Below are 17474 nucleotides of genomic sequence, written 5' to 3' on the forward strand. Positions count from 1 at the left end.
CCCCCGCCCCGTCTTCCCGCCCCTCGCGGGACCGCCGTCCGGAAGGACCCGCGGCCCCGCGAAGGCGGGCCCCGTCGGACCGCCGCCCGGAAGGACCCGCGGCCGGCGAAGTCGGGATCGGCCCCGTCGAGCCGTGGTCAGCCCGCCGCGTACCCCGTGACCGGGTAGTGGTCGGAGAGGTTCGTGTACGTGTACCGCGTGCCCCAGCTCGACACGGTCCACGGGGCGCTCTGCTCCAGGACGACGTGATTGGTCCAGCCCGCGGGCCGGGCGTGGCCCGCGCGGTGCAGGACGTAGTCGAGGTCCTCGCGCGGGTCATCCGGGTAGCGCTCGGAGGCGATCGAGTTCAGCTCGGTGTCGAAGGAGTACGGGTGCCCGGTCCGGGCGTCCGCGCCCGTGACGCCCAGGTCGGCGAGCATCGTGCCGTACTCCGGCGTGTGCGAGTCGACGTTGAGGTCGCCCGCCACGACGACCTGCTCGCCCGCCGGGATGTTCTTGGCGTCGAGGAAGGCGTCCATCGCCTTGAACTGGCGGCTGCGCGTCTGCGCCGCCTCCCCGGCGGAACAGCCCGGGTCGGCGGACTGGGCGTGCGTGCCGACGACGTGGACCCTGGCGCCGTTCACGTCGAGGACGGTGTAGACGAAGCCCTTGTTCGAGTACCAGTCGGAGCCGCAGGCGTCCTTGTAGACGTACTGCTCCTTGCGGACGATCGGCCACTTGCTGAGGATCGTCACCCCGCCGTCCTCCGGGGTGGTGGCGGAGTACGCGCCGCTCGTGGCGTCCCAGCCGCTCTTGCCGCGTCCCATGACGGGGGTCTGGTGCGGGTACTGCCCGGCCGCGTTCGCCTTGAGCGCGTCGGAGGAGGAGTTGTCGAAGGCCTCCTGGACCACGACCACGTCGTTGCCCTGGAAGAAGGAGGCCGCGGGTATGGCCTTGGCCCGGTGGTCCTGCCCCCAGTTCGGGTAGAGCGTCTTGGAGAAGAGGAACGCGTTGTAGGAGAGCACCTTCAGGCGCGGGGTCTCGGCGGCCGAGGCGGCGGGGGCGGTCGTCGCCAGGGTGGCGGCGGCGAGCGCGCCGGACAGGGCGATGCCGAGGGTGCGGCGCTGGAGCGGGGCAAGCGGCACTGGAACTCCCGTGGAGTCGTGGGGGGTTGGACCGGCGCCGCACATCAAAGCAGCCATAGTTACCTTTCGGTAGCCATGCGGTGCCGGGAATCTTGCGCGGGCCGCACCAGCACGCCAACTCTCCGGCACCCGCACCTGTTCGCACGAAAAGTCGTTTTTGCGACCAGGTAGGATGCGCGCATGACCCTCGCGCAGAATTCGACGATCTTCAACATGGACCTCGGTCCGCTCAACCCCGTCACGGCGGAGCTCATCCTCGGCGTCGTGCTGTTCGCCCTCACCTTCCTCATCCTGGCGAAGGGCATCCTGCCGAAGATCAACCGCACCCTCGCCGAGCGCGAGGACGCGATCGGCGGCGGCACCGAGCGCGCCGACGACCTGCGCGCCGAGGCCGCCGGGATCCGTGAGCAGTACGAGGCGGAGCTCGCCGAGGCGCGTCACGAGGCCGCCCGCATCCGCTCCCGTGCCACCGAGGAGGGCGCGGCCGCCATCGCCGCCGCCCGTGCCGAGGGCATCGCCGAGCGCGACGCGATCCTCGCCGCCGGTGCCGAGCGCATCGCCGCCGAGCGCGCCGCCGCCGAGCGCGAGCTCACCGACGACGTCGACGCCTGGGCCCGCGCGCTGGCCGGCCGCATCGTCGGCGAGCCGGTCGGCGCCGACCGCGCCTGACCCGCACCACGTCGTACGGGGCCGCGTCCCGGGCTCACGCCCGGGACGCGGCCCCGATCCGTATGCCCCTTTGCCTGCGAGGGCCGGAAAGGGCAGGCTGAGAGTGTGAGGAGGGCAACGGCGTGACCGCACCGAAGGACCCCGCGCACTCCGCCGCCCCGGCGCCGGACACCGCGCCATCGCCGCGGCCGGGCGCGACGGGAGCGGCCGAGCACGGCGCCCCGAGGGAAGCGGCGGACGGCCTCGTCGCACCGGCGGCGGCTCCTGGGTCCCCGGCGCCCGGGACGGCGGCCGACCCCGCACCGCCGCCCAGGACCGAGCCCGCACCGCCGCCCGTCGGGGGCGTGCTCTGGAGCGTGGCCGGGGACGTCCGTGCGCTGCTGATGCTGCCCGCCGCGCTCACCCTGCAGGTCGCCCACCCCGCCGTCGGCGCCGGAGTCGACGAACACTCCGTCTTCCGCACCGACCCCTGGGGCCGCGGCGAACGCTCGCTGCGCTCGGTACAGCTGTGGGTCTACGGCGGCGAGGCCGCGGCCGAGGAGGGCCGACGGCTGCGGCGGCTCCACCGGACCATCCAGGGCACCGACGCCCGGGGCCGCCGCTATCACGCGCTCACCCCCGCCCACTACGCCTGGGTCCACGCCACCGGCTTCCCCGTCTACCGCCAGGGTCTGCGCTACCTCGCCCGCCCGCTCACCGCGGCCCAGGAACGGCAGCTCTACGCCGAGTGGCTCCAGGTCGGCCGGATACTCGGCATCCACGACCGGGACATGCCCCCGACGATCGAGGAGTTCTGGCCGTACTACCGCGCCGTGCTCCGCGACGAACTCGAAGCCACCGTCGTCGTCCGCGAGCTGGTCGACCCCGGACAGCCGGTGCCGCCGCCCGACCGGGGCCCGCTGCCGCTGCGGTGGCTGCTCCGGCTGCTGTGGCCGCTGCTCCTGCCCCGCCTCGCCCGCTTCCGCCGTTTCGTCACGGTCGGCCTCATGCCACCGGACGCCCGCGAGGCCATAGGCCTGGCCTGGAGCGACCGGCAGGAGAAGCGGCTGCGCCGCTTCTCCCTGGCCGTCCGCACCGCGGTGCCGCTCCTTCCCGAGCGGCTGCGCTACCTCCCCATGGCACGGGAGGCCCGGCGCCGGGCCCGGATCAGCGCAGCAGCCCACCGCGCGCGATGACCTGCGCGTACCAGCGGGCGCTGTCCTTCGGCGTACGGCGCTGGCTCGCGAAGTCCACGTACACGATCCCGAACCGCTTGCCGTAGCCGTACGCCCACTCGAAGTTGTCGAGCAGCGACCAGAGGAAGTAGCCGCGCACGTCCGCCCCGTCGGCGATCGCCCGGTGGGTGGCCGCGAGATGCGCGTCCAGGTAGGCCACCCGCTCCGGGTCGTGGACCTCGCCCTCCGGGTCGGCGTAGTCGTCGTACGCCGCCCCGTTCTCGGTGATCAGCAGGGGCACCCCCGGCAGCTCGTCCCGCAGCCGCACCAGCAGCTCGTACAGCCCGTCCGCGTCCACCGGCCAGTCCATCGCCGTCCGCGGTCCCGGCGCCGGCAGGAACCGCACCCGCTCCGCGGCGCCGGGCCACGGCGAGGGGGTCTCCGAGGTGCCCGCGGCGACGACGGAGGGGGAGTAGTAGTTGACGCCGAGCGAGTCGATCGGCGTGGAGATCGTCTTCAGATCGCCGTCCCGGACGAAGGACCAGTCCGTGAGGTGCGCCGTGTCGGCCACCAGGTCCTCCGGGAGCCGGCCGTGGAAGACCGGGTCGAGGAAGACGCGGTTGCCGACCGCGTCGATCCGGCGGGCCGCGTCACGGTCCTCCGGCGCGTCGGACAGCGCCCTGATCACATGGAGGTTGAGCGTCAGCGACACCTCGGACGAGCCCGGAAGCGCCTCGCGCAGGGCCTGGACGGCCAGACCGTGCGCCAGGTTGAGGTGGTGGGCGGCGCGCAGGGACGCCGCCTCGTCGGTCCGGCCGGGTGCGTGGACGCCGGAGCCGTACCCCAGGAACGCCGCGCACCAGGGTTCGTTGAGCGTCGTCCAGGTGGGGACCCGGTCGCCCAGCGCCTCGGCGGCGAGCGAGGCGTACTCGGCGAACCGTTCGGCGGTCGCGCGCTCCGGCCAGCCCCCGGCGTCCTCCAGCTCCTGCGGCAGGTCCCAGTGGTACAGGGTGGCCACGGGCCGGATTCCCGCGTCGAGGAGCTCGTCGACCAGCGAGCGGTAGAAGTCCAGGCCCTTCTGGGCGGCCGGCCCGGACCCGGTCGGCCGGATCCGCGGCCAGGAGAGGGAGAACCGGTAGTCGGTGATCCCCACCTCCTTCATCAGGGCGACGTCCTCGCGCACCCGGTGGTAGTGGTCCGCGGCGATGTCACCGGTGTCGCCGTTGCGCACCTTGCCCGGCGTCCGGCTGAAGGTGTCCCAGATGGACGGCGTGCGGCCGTCCTCGGCCGCCGCACCCTCGATCTGGTAGGCGGCGGTGGCCGAACCCCAGCGGAAGCCGGCAGGGAAGAGAGCGTTCATGGGTGGGGAACTCCCGTGACGAGGAAGAGGGAAGGAGAGGAGGGGGTCAGCCCTTGACCGCGCCCTGCATGATGCCGCCGACGATCTGCCGGCCCAGCAGGCCGAAGACGAGCAGCACGGGCAGGGTGCCGAGCAGCGTCCCCGCCATGATCACCGACTGGTCGTGGACGTATCCGCCGCCCAGCTGGCGCAGCGCGACCTGCACGGTCGGGTTCTGCGAGGACAGGGCCACGATCGGCCAGAAGAAGTCGTTCCAGGCGGCCATGAAGGTGAGCAGCCCGAGCACGGCCATGCCCGGCCGGGCGATCGGCACCACGATCGACCAGAAGATGCGGGCGGAGGAGGCGCCGTCGACGCGGGCCGCCTCGATGAGTTCGTCCGGCAGCGACTGCACCAGGAACTGGCGCATGAAGAAGACCCCGAAGGCCGAGACGAGCCCGGGCAGGATCACCGACTGGAGCTGGTTCACCCAGCCCAGCTCGGCGATGACCATGAAGAGCGGGATCACCCCCAGCTGCGGCGGGATCATCATCGTGCCGACCGTGACCGCCAGCAGCGCCCCCCGGCCGCGGAAGCGCAGCTTGGCGAAGGCGAAGCCGGCCAGCGTGCAGCACAGCACGGTGCCGACGGTGATCGAGCCGGAGACGATCAGCGAGTTGAGGAGCGCCGTGCCGATGTCGGCCTCCTCCATCACCGCCTCGAAGTTGTGGAACAGGTTCGACCCCGGCAGCAGGGTCGGCGGGACCTGGGCCAGATCGGCGTTGGACCGGCTGGCGGCCACGATGGTCCAGTAGAACGGGAACGCGGAGACGAGCACGGCGAGGATGAGGATCGCGTAGGTGATCCTGCCGCCGTGACCCGTACGGGCGGGGCGCACGGTCATGCCCGGCCCTCCTCTCGACGTGAACGGCGCTGCGCGATGAGGGCGTTGACCCCGACCAGGAGGAGGATGAGCAGGAACATCAGCCAGGCGATCGCGGCCGCCCGGCCCAGGTGGAAGAAGCCCCAGCCCTGTTCGTACAGGTACAGCCCGAGGGTCTGGTACTGGTGCGAGATGCCGCCCGAGACCGAGCCCTCGAAGAGCAGCGGCTCACCGAAGAGCTGGGTTGCGCCGATCGTGGAGACGACGGTGGTGAAGACGATCGTGGGGCGCAGGCCGGGCAGGGTGACATGGAGGAACTGCCGCCACCGTGAGGCGCCGTCCATCTCCGCCGCCTCGTAGAGCTCGGTGGGGATCGACTGCATGCCCGCGAGGTAGATCAGCGCGTTGTAGCCGGTCCAGCGCCAGACGACGATCGACGAGACGGCGATCTGGGAGGCGAGGGTGCTGTTCTGCCAGTCGACCGGACCGAACCCCACCAGGGAGAGGACGTAGTTGACCAGCCCGAAGTCACGGCCGAACAGCTGGGCGAAGACCAGCGTGGCGGCGGCGACCGAGGTCGCGTAGGGCAGGAGCATGGCGGTGCGGAAGAAGGTCCGGCCCCGCAGCTTGTAGTTGAGCAGGTGCGCCAGTCCGAGCGCCATGGCCAGCTGGGGGACGGTGGACAGGACCCCGATGGTGAACGTGTTGCGCAGCGCGGTCCAGAAGAACTCGTCGGTCAGCAGCGCCGTGTAGTTGCCGAGGCCCCGCCACTGCATGTCGCCGGGGGTCTGGAGCTCGACCCGGTAGAGCGACACGAAGGCGGTGTAGAGGAGCGGGAAGAGCCCGAAGGCCGCGAACAGGGTGAAGAACGGGGCGAGATAGGCGTACGGGACGAAGGCGGCCCACCGGCTGCGGCGGGTGCCGCCGGTGGACCGGGCCGGCGACGGCGGGACGGGTGCCGTCGTCGGCCCGGAGGCGGTGAGGGTCACGGTGCGGCCCTTCGGTCGGTCGGGGGAGGTGCGGAGGGAGGCGGAGAGCGGGGGCCGGCGGCGAGGGCGGGGGCCCGGGGGCGCGGGCGGGGCGTTCTCCACGCCCTTCCGCGCGTTCGACCACGCCTTGTCCGGGGACGTCCCCTTGCGCTCCACCTCGCTCAGCGCGTTGGTGATCTGGTCGGCGACGTTCTTGTCGTGGACGCCGAGGACCTGGACGGGCGCCGCCTTCGCCGCGTCGCCGAAGATCTGCCCGATCGGCGCGCCGGAGAAGTACGCGTCCGTCGCCGTGGCGACCTGGGCGATCGCACCGGTCGAGGAGGGGAAGTTGCCCTGCTTCCGGAAGAGGGTCGCCTGCTGGGCCGGGGCGGTCAGCCACTGGATCAGCTCGTACGCCTCCTTCTTGTGCTTCGCCGCGCGGGGGACGGTGAGGTAGGACCCGCCCCAGTTCCCGGCGCCGCCGGGCAGCTTGGCGATGTCCCACTTGCCCTTGCCCGCGTCACCGGCCTGGCCCTTGATGTAGCCGAGCATCCAGGCGGGGCAGGGAAGGGTGGCGAAGGAGCCGGCGGAGAACGCCTGGTTCCACTGCGGCGACCACTGGTCGAGCTTGGCGCTCAGGCCGGCCTCGGCCGCCTCCGTCGAGGTCTTCCAGGCGTGCTGCACGGCCGGGTTCTCGGCGTAGATCAGCTTGCCCGAGGCGTCGTAGTAGCGCTCCTTCTCCTGTCCGACCATGACGGTGTAGAGGCTGCCGACGCTGTCCATCCAGGCGCTCTTGCCGGGGGCCTTGGCCTGGTACTGCTTGCCGAGCGCCAGGTAGCCCTCCCAGGTGGACCACTTCTGTGCCAGCTCGGCGCGGTCCGTCGGCAGTCCGGCCTGCTTGAAGAGGTCGGTGCGGTAGCACAGGGCCTCGGGGCCGACGTCGGTGCCGAGGCCGAGGACCTTGCCGTCCTTCGTGGTGGCGGCGGACCAGGTGGCGGGGGCGAACTCGCCGGCGAGCTTGTCGGCGCCGTACTTCGTCAGGTCCTCGAACTTGTCCGCCTGCTGCTGGGTGACGGAGGCGATCCGGCCGACCTCGATGCCCTGGACGTCGGCGAGCCCGCCGCCGCCGGCCAGCCGGGTCTGCAGCGACTTCCAGTAGTCCTGCTCGTCCTCGGTGTCGGTCTGCTTGATCGTGACGTTCGGGTGGAGCTTCTCGTACGCGGCGTACAGCCCGGCCTCCTTGTAGCCGAACGAGCCGAAGAGGTCGACGGTGATCGTGACCTTTCCGCCCGCGCTGTCGGAGGTGCCGTCGGATCCACCGGATCCACAGGCGGCGAGGAGAGCCCCGGCGAGGGCGACCGCGCCGAGTCGGACGGCGGTTCTCCTGGCGGCTCGGGCAGTGGGCATGGAAGCCTCCCTTGGCTTCGGGGTCCGTCGAGAAACGCTCGGAAACGTTCTGGTCCACGTTTTGAGAGCGCTCTCAGGAATGCGTCAGGAGCGTGCCTCTCCGGCGCGCTTCCCGTCAAGAGTCGAACGCGAAACAGTTGGGGACGAGCGGCCGGTCACCGTGGGGGAGCACCCCGACGGGCGGCCCGCCCGGCGGCCCCCGGCAGGCTCAGGCGGAGGCGCGCAGGACCAGCTCGGTCGGAGTGATCACCGGCTCGGCGCCCTCGCCGTCCAGAGTCCTCATCAGCAGGCGCACCATCAACCGCCCCATTCCCTCGACGTCCTGATGGACCGTCGACAACGGCGGATCGGTCGCCTCCGCCACCTGGAGCATGTCGTCGAAGCCGACGAGCGCGACGTCCTCGGGCACGCGGCGGCCCCGCTCGCGCAGCGCGCGCAGCGCCCCCGACGCCATCAGATCGTTGGCCACGAACACGGCGTCCAGATCGGGCCGCCGCCGCAGCAGCGCGGCCATCGCCCGCGCCCCGCTCTCCTCGGTGAACGCTCCCTCCTCCACCAGGGCGGGATCGGCGTCGGGCAGCTCGTCCCGGTACCCGTCGAGACGGTCGAGCGCGGACGTCTGGTCGCCGGGCCCCGTGATGTGCGCGATGGTCCGGCGTCCGAGGGTGCGGCGCAGATGGCGGACGGCGGCCCGGGCACCGCCCCGGTTGTCGCAGTCGACGTAGGGGACCGCCGGCTCGCCCGCGGGCCCCGTCCAGCCCGGGCGCCCGCCGAACACCGTCGGAACCTGAACGCGCCGCACGATCGCGGGCAGTTCGTCGTCGTTGTGCAGCGAGAAGGCGAGCGCGCCGTCGACATGGCCGCCGCCGAGGTACCGCGCGATCCGTTCGTGGTCGCCGGGCCCCTCCACCCAGAGCAGGACCAGCTGGGCGTCGTGCGCGGTCAGCTCGCGGCTGATGCCCCGTATCTGCTGTTCGAAGAACGGATCCGAGAAGATCCGGAACTCGGGCTCGGCGATGATCACGGCGACCGCCCCGTTTCGCCGGGTCACGAGGGTCCTGGCCGCGTGGTTGGGGATGTAGCCCAGCTCCTCGACAGCCTTGCGCACCTTCTCCACCAGCACCTCGCGGACCCCGACCCCGCCGTTGACGACACGGGACACCGTCGCCCGGGACACTCCGGCGCGTTCGGCGACGGCTTCCAGGGTGGGGCGAAGCCCGGACGTCGGTTCGCTCAAGGGTGGCTCCTCACGGGCGTGACCACGGGGGACGTCGGTGTACGACGCTGTGCGACGGTGCTGACAGGGACGAGGGTAACGGGTGGTCGGCGCGCGGGGGCGGGCCGGTGAAAGCGCTCTCACCTGCCGCTCGCCCGACGGGCCCGCTCGCGTGCCCGCCCGAGGGCCGGCCGCGGCGCGTTCCGTCCCGCCGGTCCCCTGCCTCTTCGGCAGGGCGCCCCTCAGTCGCGCCGCAGCACGTCCACGGTCGGCAGCGACCGGTGGCGGTGGTGGGCCTCGGCGATCCCCGCGAGTGCGGGGCGGTCCAGTGCCCGGTAGGCGAGGGCCAGCAGCTCGCCCGCGTAGTCCTCCCGCTCGCGGTCGCCGTACGACGCCTGGTGCAGATCCCGGCCGAGTACCAGCGCCTCGGCGGGGTCCCCCGCGGCGGCGCGCCGCAGGGCCTCCTCCCGGGCGTTCCGGAGCGCCACGGTGTCGTCGAACAGCTGCTCCACGAACGTGCCGAAGCGGTAGGTGTCGGCGGTGTTGTGCGGCGGGCGGTCCAGCGCGGTCTTCCCGGAGACCAGGGCGCCCGCACCGTCCAGGGTCGTGATCCGGCGGGGGTCCGCGTCCGGCCTGTGGCCGTCGTACGCCTGCGCGTAGGCCGCCCCCGTCTCCGGGCGCTCCGCCGTCTCGAACTCCAGGAGCAGGCCGCGCAGCGCCCCGAGGCCGGCGAGCCGGGCCGTCTCCTCCTCGTCGCCGTCGGCCGCGTACTCCGCCAGGTCGCGCTGCGCCGCCTCGACGCGTGCGCGCACGGCCTCCAGCGGGGTGCGGTGACCGAGGTCGATGCCCTCGCCTTCGTCGTTCCGGTACGAGCCGACGCCCGTACAGGTGCGCCCGTCGTCGGACCACAGACCGAAGTGCAGTCCGTCGGAGCCGCCGTGCAGGAACGTCAGGAACTCCGGCGGATCGCGGTAGTAGCGGCCGTGCGTCCGGAGGTCGAGACCGTCACGCGGCACGGCGCCGGGGTCGGCGAAGAGGTCCGTCACACCCCAGGGCGCGAGGTCCAGGTCCCGTAGCGCCCGCCGCTCGACGGGCCCGAGCGCGGCCAGGAAGTCCAGGAAGCGGAAGTAGGAACCGGGCAGTTCGAGTCCCCACGCGGCACCGATCCGCCGCGCGACGGCCTCGCGCACCGCCGGATCGCCGTACCCGGCCTCGCGCACGGCCGGATCGCCGTACCCCTCCACGCCCATGGCCGGTTCCCTCCACTCGCCGTCCGCACCACCGGTGACCCTAACCGGAGGGCGGGGGGAAGCGGACGGGGGCCGGGGCGGGAGGCGCGCCCCTGCCCGCCCACGGAGGGACGGGGCAGGGGCGCGCGGCGGTGATCAGTGCGCGTCGTGCGTCTCGTGCTCGTGGATCGTGTTCGTCTCCGCGATCTTCTTCCAGGACTTCGGCGGCACCGGCTTCGTGGCCGGAGCGGTGGCCGCCGTCCGCGCCGAGACTCCGGCGCGCGCGGCCGCCGGCGCGGCCGGCTTCACCGGCTGGTAGAGCCAGGTGTCGAAGAGCCCGGCCAGCGGCTTGCCCGAGATCCGCTCGGCGTACCGTACGAAGTCGCCGACCTCGGCGTTGCCGTACGCGAACTCCGTGGGCCAGCCCTTGAGCAGGGCGAAGAAGTCCTCGTCGCCGATCTCGTTCCGCAGCGCCTGGAGCGCCAGCGCGCCCCGGTCGTAGACGGCGATGTGGAACTGGTTGTCCGGACCGGGGTCACCCGGCTTCACCGTCCAGAACGGGTCGTCGGCCGCGCGGCCGGCGTACACGTAGTCGGCCAGCTCCTGGGCGGTGCCCTCGCCCTCCTTCTCGGACCACAGCCACTGGCTGTAGCGGGCGAAGCCCTCGTTGACCCAGATGTCCTTCCAGCGGTCGACCGAGACGCTGTCGCCGTACCACTGGTGCGCCAGCTCGTGCACGACGACGGAGACGTTCGCCCCGTTGGCGAACTGGCGCGGGCTGTAGAACGGCCGGGTCTGGGTCTCCAGGGCGTACCCGCTCGTCACGTTCGGGACGTATCCGCCGAGCGCGTTGAAGGGGTACGGTCCGAAGACCTCCTCCAGCCACTCCGCGACCTCGGTCGTCCGCTCGACGCTCGCGCGCGCCGCGCCCGCGTTGTCGCCGAGGTCCCTGCTGTACGCGTTGAGGACGGGCAGTCCCTTCGCGGTCTTGTCGGTCGTGATGTCGAACTTCCCGACGGCGAGCGTGGCCAGATAGGTCGCCTGGGGCTTGTTCGAGCGCCAGTTGTAGCGGGTCCAGCCGAGCCGTGACGACTGCGACTGCAGCACGCCGTTGCTGATCGCCTGGGTGCCGTCCGGCACGGAGACCGAGACGTCGAAGGTGGCCTTGTCCAGTGGGTGGTCGTTGGAGGGGAACCACCAGGCGGCCGAGTCCGGCTCCTGGGCCGCGACGCCTCCGTCGGGGGTGCGGTGCCAGGCCGTCCAGCCGCCTATCCTCACCTCGGAAGGCTTGCCGGCGTAGCGCACCACGACCGAGACGGAACGGTTCTTCTCCAGCGGAGCGGCCGGGGTGATCTCCAGCTCCTGCTCGCCCGAGGTGGTGAAACGCGCCTTCTTGCCGTTCACCCGCACCTCGCTGACCTTCAGTCCGAGGTCGAGGTTGAAGCGGGACAGGTTCTGCGTCGTGGTGGCGAGGATCGTCGCCGTGCCCTCCAGGAGGTCGGTGGCGGGCTGGTAGGTCAGCCGCAGGTCGTAGTGGGAGACGTCGTAACCGCCGTTGCCACTGGCCGGGTAGTAGGGATCGCCGATGCCCGGGGCGCCCGGAACGAAGTCGGCGGCCGATGCCGGGATCGCCAGCAGGAGAGAGGCCGCGAGAGCGCTCGGAACGATGATTCTGCGGTGCACAGGAGGGCTCCAAGTCGTAAGAGACGTAAGACGTGCGGGTAGCCGTCGGTCCTTATCGACACTATTCAGGCCCGCCGACGGTCGTCATGTCCATGGGCCCTCCTGTCACACGATCGCCATTCGGCCGACATGAAGCATCCGCACCGCCCGGCTCCCGACGGCACTCTTTCGCTCGGGAGTTGACGACGGTACGTTCCGCCCCATGCCGATACGTGTGCGGACAACCCGCAGAGCCCGTCTGTCGTGCAGAACCCTGGTGACGGCCGCCACGGCCGCCCTGATGACCGCGCTCCTCACCCCCACCGGAGCCCAAGCGGCGCCCGGTGTAAGGGAGTCGGCGCCCGTCCACTCCTATGCCGACGCCGTCCGGGAGTCCGTCTGGGTGGACACCGGCCTCGACGGCGACGGGGACGGCCGATCCGACCGGGTCGCGGCCGACATCGTCCGGCCCCGGGAGCCCGCCGCGGCCGGCCGGAGAATCCCGGTCATCATGGACGCCAGCCCCTACTACGCCTGCTGCGGCCGGGGCAACGAAGGCCAGAAGAAGACCTACGACGCCGACGGCGACCCCGTCGGCTTCCCGCTCTTCTACGACAACTACTTCGTCCCGCGCGGCTACGCCTTCGTCGCCGTCGACCTCGCCGGCACCAGCCGTTCCGACGGCTGCGACGACGTCGGAGGCCGGTCCGACGTCCTGTCCGCCAAGGCCGTCGTCGACTGGCTGAACGGCCGCGCCGCCGGCTACACCACCCGCACCGGTGACACCCGCGCCCGGGCCACCACCTGGTCCACCGGCCGGGTCGGCATGATCGGCAAGAGCTGGGACGGCACCATCGCCAACGGCGTCGCCGCCACCGGTGTCGAGGGCCTGAAGACCATCGTGCCGATCGGCGCGATCTCGTCCTGGTACGACTACTTCCACTCCCAGGGCGCCCCGCTCTACGACGCCAACCCGAGCTGGCTCTCCGACTACGTCGCCTCCCCCGAGGCGAAGGAACGTTGCGGCGCCGTCCAGGAACGGATCGCGGCGGCCACCCCCTACAGCGGGGACTGGACCCCGGCCTGGAGCGAGCGCGACCACGTCCAGAGCGCCGCACGGGTGAAGGCCAGTGTCTTCGTCGTGCACGGGCAGCAGGACCTGAACGTCCGCGCCCAGCAGTTCGGGCGGTGGTGGGACGCCCTCGCCGCCCGGGGTGTCGAGCGCAAGATCTGGCTCTCGCAGACCGGTCACGTCGACCCCTTCGACTTCCGCCGCGCCGACTGGGTCCGCACCCTGCACCGCTGGTTCGACCACTACCTCCTCGGCCACGACAACGGCATCGACCGCGAGCCGATGGCGGACATCGAACGCACACCGGACCGCTGGACCACCGACCGCGTCTGGCCGCCGCGCACCACCGCGCCCACCACCCTGCGCCCGGGCACGGGCACCGCGCCCGGGGTCGGCACCCTCGGACTGCTCCCCGGGGCGCCCGGCGCCACCGAGACCTTCACCGACGACCCGAGCCTCGGGGAGGACGACTGGGCCGCGCGGATCGACAGCCCGACCCCCGCGAAGGCCGGGTTCGTCACCCGCCCCCTCGACCGCGACCTCCGGATCGCCGGGTCCTCGAAGGTGACGGTCACGGCCACGCCCACCACCGGGACGGCGCACCTGACCGCCGTACTCGTCGACATCGGACCGGACACCATCCGCGACTACGCGGCGGCCGGCGAAGGCATCACCACGCTCACCGCACGCACCTGCTGGGGTGCGAGCACGAGCGGCGACAGCGCCTGCTACAAGGAGACCCGGGCCCGGACGGCGGACGTCGGCCACACGGTCGTCAGCCGCGGCTGGGCGGACCTGGGGACCTGGGCCGACCCGCGCAAGGGCCGTCCGCTGACCCCGGGCAGGGCGTACACGATCACCCTGGACCTGGCGGCGACCGACCATGTCGTCCCGGCCGGTCACCGGCTCGCCCTGATCGTCGGGGGCACCGACAGGGACCTCCTCGACCCGCCGTCGACCCCACCGACCCTCACGCTCGACCTCGCGCACACCTCGGCGAAGCTGCCGCTGGTCGGCGGCGCCCCCGCCTTCGTCCGGGCCACGTCCGGACCATGGGACGCCCGCCCGGCGCCGGCCGAGCAGACGCCGAAGGGGCTGACCGCACCTCAGCGCTCCGGCCACCCGATCCCGCGAGGCCTGCGATGAGCGGCACGCCGACGGGCCCCTCGCCGGGCGCCGGGCCGACGCCCGGCCCTGCGGTGGGGCCGATGCCCGGCCCTTCGGAGGGCGCCGGGTCGGGGTCGCGCCCGCCGATGAGCGGCACGCCGACACCCGGTCTCTCGACGGGCCTTGGGGCGACGCCCGGCCCCTCCACGGGCGCCGGGCCGACACCCGGCCCCTCGACCGGCCACGGACCGGCGGTCCGCCCCCCGCACGGGCGGGCGCGCGGTGCCGTACGGCGCACGCTCGCGCTCGCGGCCGGCGTCGCCGCCCTCGTGCTCCCGCTCGTCACGGTCCCCGCCGAGGCCGCCGGTTCCGCGGCGCCGGCGTCGTCCCCGCGGACCGGCTTCGAGACGAGCCGGGGCGCCCGCTGGACCACGGAGGCCGAGGAACGCGCCTTCCTGGCGGCCGTCGACCGCTCCGGCGACCGCGTCTCCGTCCGCTCCGTCGGCGTGACGAAGCAGGGCCGCCCGATCCGCCTGGTCACGCTCGGCGCGGGCGCCCACAGCGGCGCCCCCACCGGTGCTCGCGCCGACGCGACCGGCCGGCCAGCGGCCGTCACCGTGCTGCTCATCTGCAGCCAGCACGGTGACGAGCCGTCGGGCCGCGAGGCGTGCCTGAGCACGGTCCGGGACCTGGCGTACGCGCGCGACGCCGCGACCCTCCGCTTCCTCTCCCGCACCACCGTCCTCGTCGTCCCGACGGCCAACCCCGACGGCCGGGAGGTCGACAGCCGGGGCAACGCCGACGGTGTCGACGTCAACCGCGACCACATCGCCCTCATGACCGCCGAGGGGCGCGCGCTCGCCGCCGTGATCCGTGACCGGCGCCCGGAGGTGATCCACGACCTGCACGAGTACGGCGGCACCTCCCCGTACTACGACAAGGACCTGCTCGCGCTCTGGCCCCGCAACCCCAACACCGCCGCCCGGGTCCACGACGAGGCCCACACCCTGTCGGAGTCCTACGTCCGGCCGGCCGCCGGCGCGGCCGGTTTCGGCAGCGGGGTGTACGGCATCTGGACCGACCCGCTGACCGGGCGTCCGATCAAGCAGGTGGCGGGCGACGGACAGGAGCGCATCCTGCGCAACACGGCCGGCGTCAAGCACTCCGTCGGCCTGCTCGTCGAGACCCGGGTCGAGGCCCTGAACGCGGCGGAGAAGGACGACCACGCCCGCAACAAGCGGCGCAGGGTGACCACGCAACTCGCCGCGCTGAAGGGGGCCTTCGCCTACCTCGACGAGCGGCGCGGACCTCTCGTCGCGGCCACGGCGGCGGCCCGGCGGGCCGGCTTCGCCGACCGGGGTCCCGTCCTGCTGGGCGGCGCGGACAACGACCCTCCGGAGCCCGGCGAGATCCTGGCCGACCCGCCCTGCGGCTACCGGCTCGACGGAGCGCAGTACGCCGAGTTCGGCGACGAGCTCGCCCTGCACGGGATCACGGTCCGCCGGAGCGGCGACGGGTGGTTCGTCCCCCTGCGCCAGGCGCAGCGCGCCCTCGTCCCCCTGCTCCTCGACGGCCGCGCGACCTACCGGTTGACCGACGGACGACCCGTGGAGGTCTGTTGATCCGCTGACTTCGGTCCGACCTGTGGTACTGCGTTACGGAGACAGTGAGTTTGCCCCGTCATGGTGCGAAAGGTGTCATCTGTGTCGCAGGAAGACCCGCCCCCGGGCGGACGTGGAGGAGACGCCGACCGGGAAGGCCGGGACGGGCAGGAGAGCCGAAGGGGCCGGGGCGGCCCGTTCGGCCAGGACGGCGGAGCGGGCGGGGAGACCGGGGCCACCCGGGCCGGCGGGGAGGGCCGCCGCCGGGGCCGTAAGGACGGAGCGGCCGGGGAAGGGCCGGCCGGTCGCATGGCCAAGAGCGTCAAGGGAGGCCGGGAGTGGCTGCCGGTGACGGCCGACCTCCCCGGCCACCCCGAACGGCTCCACGCCGCTCGCACCGACCGGATCGTCTTCGGTGTCACGGCCGTCCTCACCCTGGCCTTCGTCATCTGGGGCTCCACGGCCACCGAGAGTCTGGAGAGCGCGTCCAGCAGCCTTCTGGACGGGCTGATCCGCAACGGCGGCTGGGCGTTCATGCTGGCGGCCTCCGGCTTCGTCGTCTTCGCGCTGTGGCTGGCGATCAGCCGCTACGGCCGGATCACCCTCGGCCAGGAGGGCGAGGGCCCGGAGTTCCGGACCGTCTCCTGGATCGCCATGATGTTCAGCGCCGGCATGGGCATCGGCCTGATGTTCTACGGCGTCAGCGAGCCGCTCGCGCACTACGGCACTCCACCGCCCGGCACCCGTCCCGCCGACGCGGCGGAGCGGATGGAGATCGCGATGGCCACCACGCTCTTCCACTGGACGCTGCACCCCTGGGCGATCTACGCCGTCGTGGGGCTGGCCATCGCGTACTCCACCTTCCGGCGCCGCCGGCGGCAGACCATCAGCGCCGTCTTCGTCCCGCTGATGGGGGAGCGACGGGCGTACGGCGGTCCCGGCCGGGTCATCGACATCCTGGCGATCTTCGCCACGCTCTTCGGCTCGGCCGCCTCGCTGGGCCTGGGCGCGCTGCAGATCGGCAGCGGGTTCGAGGAGCTGGGCTGGATGGCCAAGACCGGCACCGGGCTGCTCGTCGGCATCATCGCCGTGCTCACCCTGGCCTTCGTGCTCTCCGCCGTGTCCGGGGTCGAGAAGGGTATCCAGTGGCTCTCCAACACCAACATGGTGCTCGCGCTGGTGCTGGCCCTCTTCGTCTTCATCGCGGGCCCCACCATCATCGTCCTCGACCTGTTGCCCACCTCCATCGCCGCCTACCTCGGCGACCTGCCCCAGCTGGCCGGCCGCACCGAGGCGACCAGCGGCGAGGACATCCACGCCTGGCTCGGCAGCTGGACGGTCTTCTACTGGGCCTGGTGGATCTCCTGGACGCCGTTCGTCGGCATGTTCATCGCCCGGATCAGCCGGGGCCGGACGATCCGGCAGTTCGTCGGCGGCGTCATCCTCGTGCCGAGCGCCGTCAGTCTGGTCTGGTTCGCGATCTTCGGCGGTACGGCGATGAGGCTCGACGAGGAGGGCCGGCTGGCGGGGGAGACCACGCCCGAGGGCCAGCTCTTCGGCCTGCTCCAGGAGTTCCCCCTCACCGGGACGACGAGTCTTCTCGTGATGATCCTCGTCGGCATCTTCTTCGTCTCCGGCGCGGACGCGGCCTCGATCGTCATGGGCACGCTGTCCCAGCGCGGCGCCTTCGAACCCACCCGCCCGGTCGTCGTGTTCTGGGGTGTGGTCACCGGAGCGGTCGCCGCGATCATGCTCCTCATCGGTGACGGCCAGGGAGACGCGCTCGCGGGCCTGCAGAACCTCACCATCCTGGTGGCGGCCCCGTTCGTGCTCGTGATGCTCGGCATGTGCCTGGCACTCATGAGGGACCTGCGCGAGGACCCGCTGATCGTCCGGGGCGAGGTGGGCGTGGAGGTCGTCGAATCCGCCGTGATCGCGGGCCACGAGCAGTACGACGGCGACTTCGAACTGCGCATCGGGCCGGGGGCGGGTACACCGGACGAGCGTCCTTGATCGTTTCGGTTAGGGTTACCGGTCGGTAGT

General features: G+C 72.6%; 12 protein-coding genes and 1 pseudogene. 5 read left to right on the plus strand and 8 right to left on the minus strand.

Annotated features, from left to right (window positions below; all coding sequences use genetic code 11):
• Positions 1-137 precede the first annotated feature (137 nt).
• Positions 138-1169, minus strand: coding sequence for a sphingomyelin phosphodiesterase (sph, locus tag ACZ68P_RS11780; RefSeq protein WP_471005600.1), 1032 nt, complete (start codon positions 1167-1169; stop codon positions 138-140).
• Between the two features lie 135 nt (positions 1170-1304).
• On the opposite strand from sph, the gene ACZ68P_RS11785 reads away from it, so the two are divergent.
• Positions 1305-1793, plus strand: a complete 489-nt coding sequence (locus tag ACZ68P_RS11785) for a F0F1 ATP synthase subunit B family protein (protein ID WP_471005227.1) — start codon at positions 1305-1307, stop codon at positions 1791-1793.
• A 344-nt stretch (positions 1794-2137) separates the two neighbouring features.
• Entirely contained in the window at positions 2138-2968 is an 831-nt protein-coding gene (locus ACZ68P_RS11790) for an oxygenase MpaB family protein (protein WP_471005602.1), read from the plus strand.
• On the opposite strand, the gene ACZ68P_RS11795 is transcribed toward ACZ68P_RS11790, so the two are convergent.
• The 7 genes and pseudogenes from ACZ68P_RS11795 to ACZ68P_RS11825 all read right to left on the minus strand — a co-directional run bounded on the left by ACZ68P_RS11795 (position 2940) and on the right by ACZ68P_RS11825 (position 11672).
• Positions 2940-4307, minus strand: a complete 1368-nt coding sequence (locus tag ACZ68P_RS11795; RefSeq protein ID WP_471005228.1) for a GH1 family beta-glucosidase — start codon at positions 4305-4307, stop codon at positions 2940-2942. The two genes, ACZ68P_RS11790 and ACZ68P_RS11795, sit on opposite strands and share 29 nt — an antisense overlap.
• A 46-nt stretch (positions 4308-4353) precedes the next feature.
• Positions 4354-5190, minus strand: coding sequence for a carbohydrate ABC transporter permease (locus ACZ68P_RS11800; RefSeq protein WP_365714585.1), 837 nt, complete (start codon positions 5188-5190; stop codon positions 4354-4356).
• Positions 5187-6029: a carbohydrate ABC transporter permease gene (locus tag ACZ68P_RS11805; protein ID WP_471005604.1), complete on the minus strand. Its 843-nt coding sequence runs from the start codon at positions 6027-6029 to the stop codon at positions 5187-5189. The genes ACZ68P_RS11800 and ACZ68P_RS11805 overlap by 4 nt, the downstream gene beginning before the upstream one ends.
• A gap of 222 nt (positions 6030-6251) precedes the next feature.
• A pseudogene (locus ACZ68P_RS11810) lies at positions 6252-7544 on the minus strand (ABC transporter substrate-binding protein); the annotation flags it as partial.
• Between the two features lie 208 nt (positions 7545-7752).
• Entirely contained in the window at positions 7753-8781 is a 1029-nt protein-coding gene (locus ACZ68P_RS11815) for a LacI family DNA-binding transcriptional regulator (RefSeq protein WP_471005229.1), read from the minus strand.
• A 221-nt stretch (positions 8782-9002) separates the two neighbouring features.
• Positions 9003-10010, minus strand: a complete 1008-nt coding sequence (locus ACZ68P_RS11820; RefSeq protein ID WP_471005230.1) for a hypothetical protein — start codon at positions 10008-10010, stop codon at positions 9003-9005.
• Between the two features lie 135 nt (positions 10011-10145).
• Complete coding sequence (locus ACZ68P_RS11825) at positions 10146-11672, minus strand: M1 family metallopeptidase (protein WP_471005231.1); 1527 nt, start codon at positions 11670-11672, stop codon at positions 10146-10148.
• Between the two features lie 202 nt (positions 11673-11874).
• Between ACZ68P_RS11825 and ACZ68P_RS11830 the strand changes: the two genes are divergently transcribed.
• The 3 genes from ACZ68P_RS11830 (at position 11875) to ACZ68P_RS11840 (ending at position 17444) form a co-directional block, all read left to right on the plus strand.
• Complete coding sequence (locus ACZ68P_RS11830) at positions 11875-13869, plus strand: Xaa-Pro dipeptidyl-peptidase (RefSeq protein ID WP_471005232.1); 1995 nt, start codon at positions 11875-11877, stop codon at positions 13867-13869.
• A gap of 107 nt (positions 13870-13976) precedes the next feature.
• Positions 13977-15452, plus strand: a complete 1476-nt coding sequence (locus ACZ68P_RS11835; RefSeq protein ID WP_471005233.1) for a M14 family metallopeptidase — start codon at positions 13977-13979, stop codon at positions 15450-15452.
• 288 nt (positions 15453-15740) lie between these two features.
• Positions 15741-17444 carry a BCCT family transporter gene (locus tag ACZ68P_RS11840; protein ID WP_471005234.1) on the plus strand — a complete coding sequence of 568 codons (1704 nt, stop codon included), beginning with the start codon at positions 15741-15743 and terminating at the stop codon, positions 17442-17444.
• Positions 17445-17474: the final 30 nt, after the last annotated feature.

The organism is Streptomyces sp. NPDC036822, from assembly GCF_055609145.1.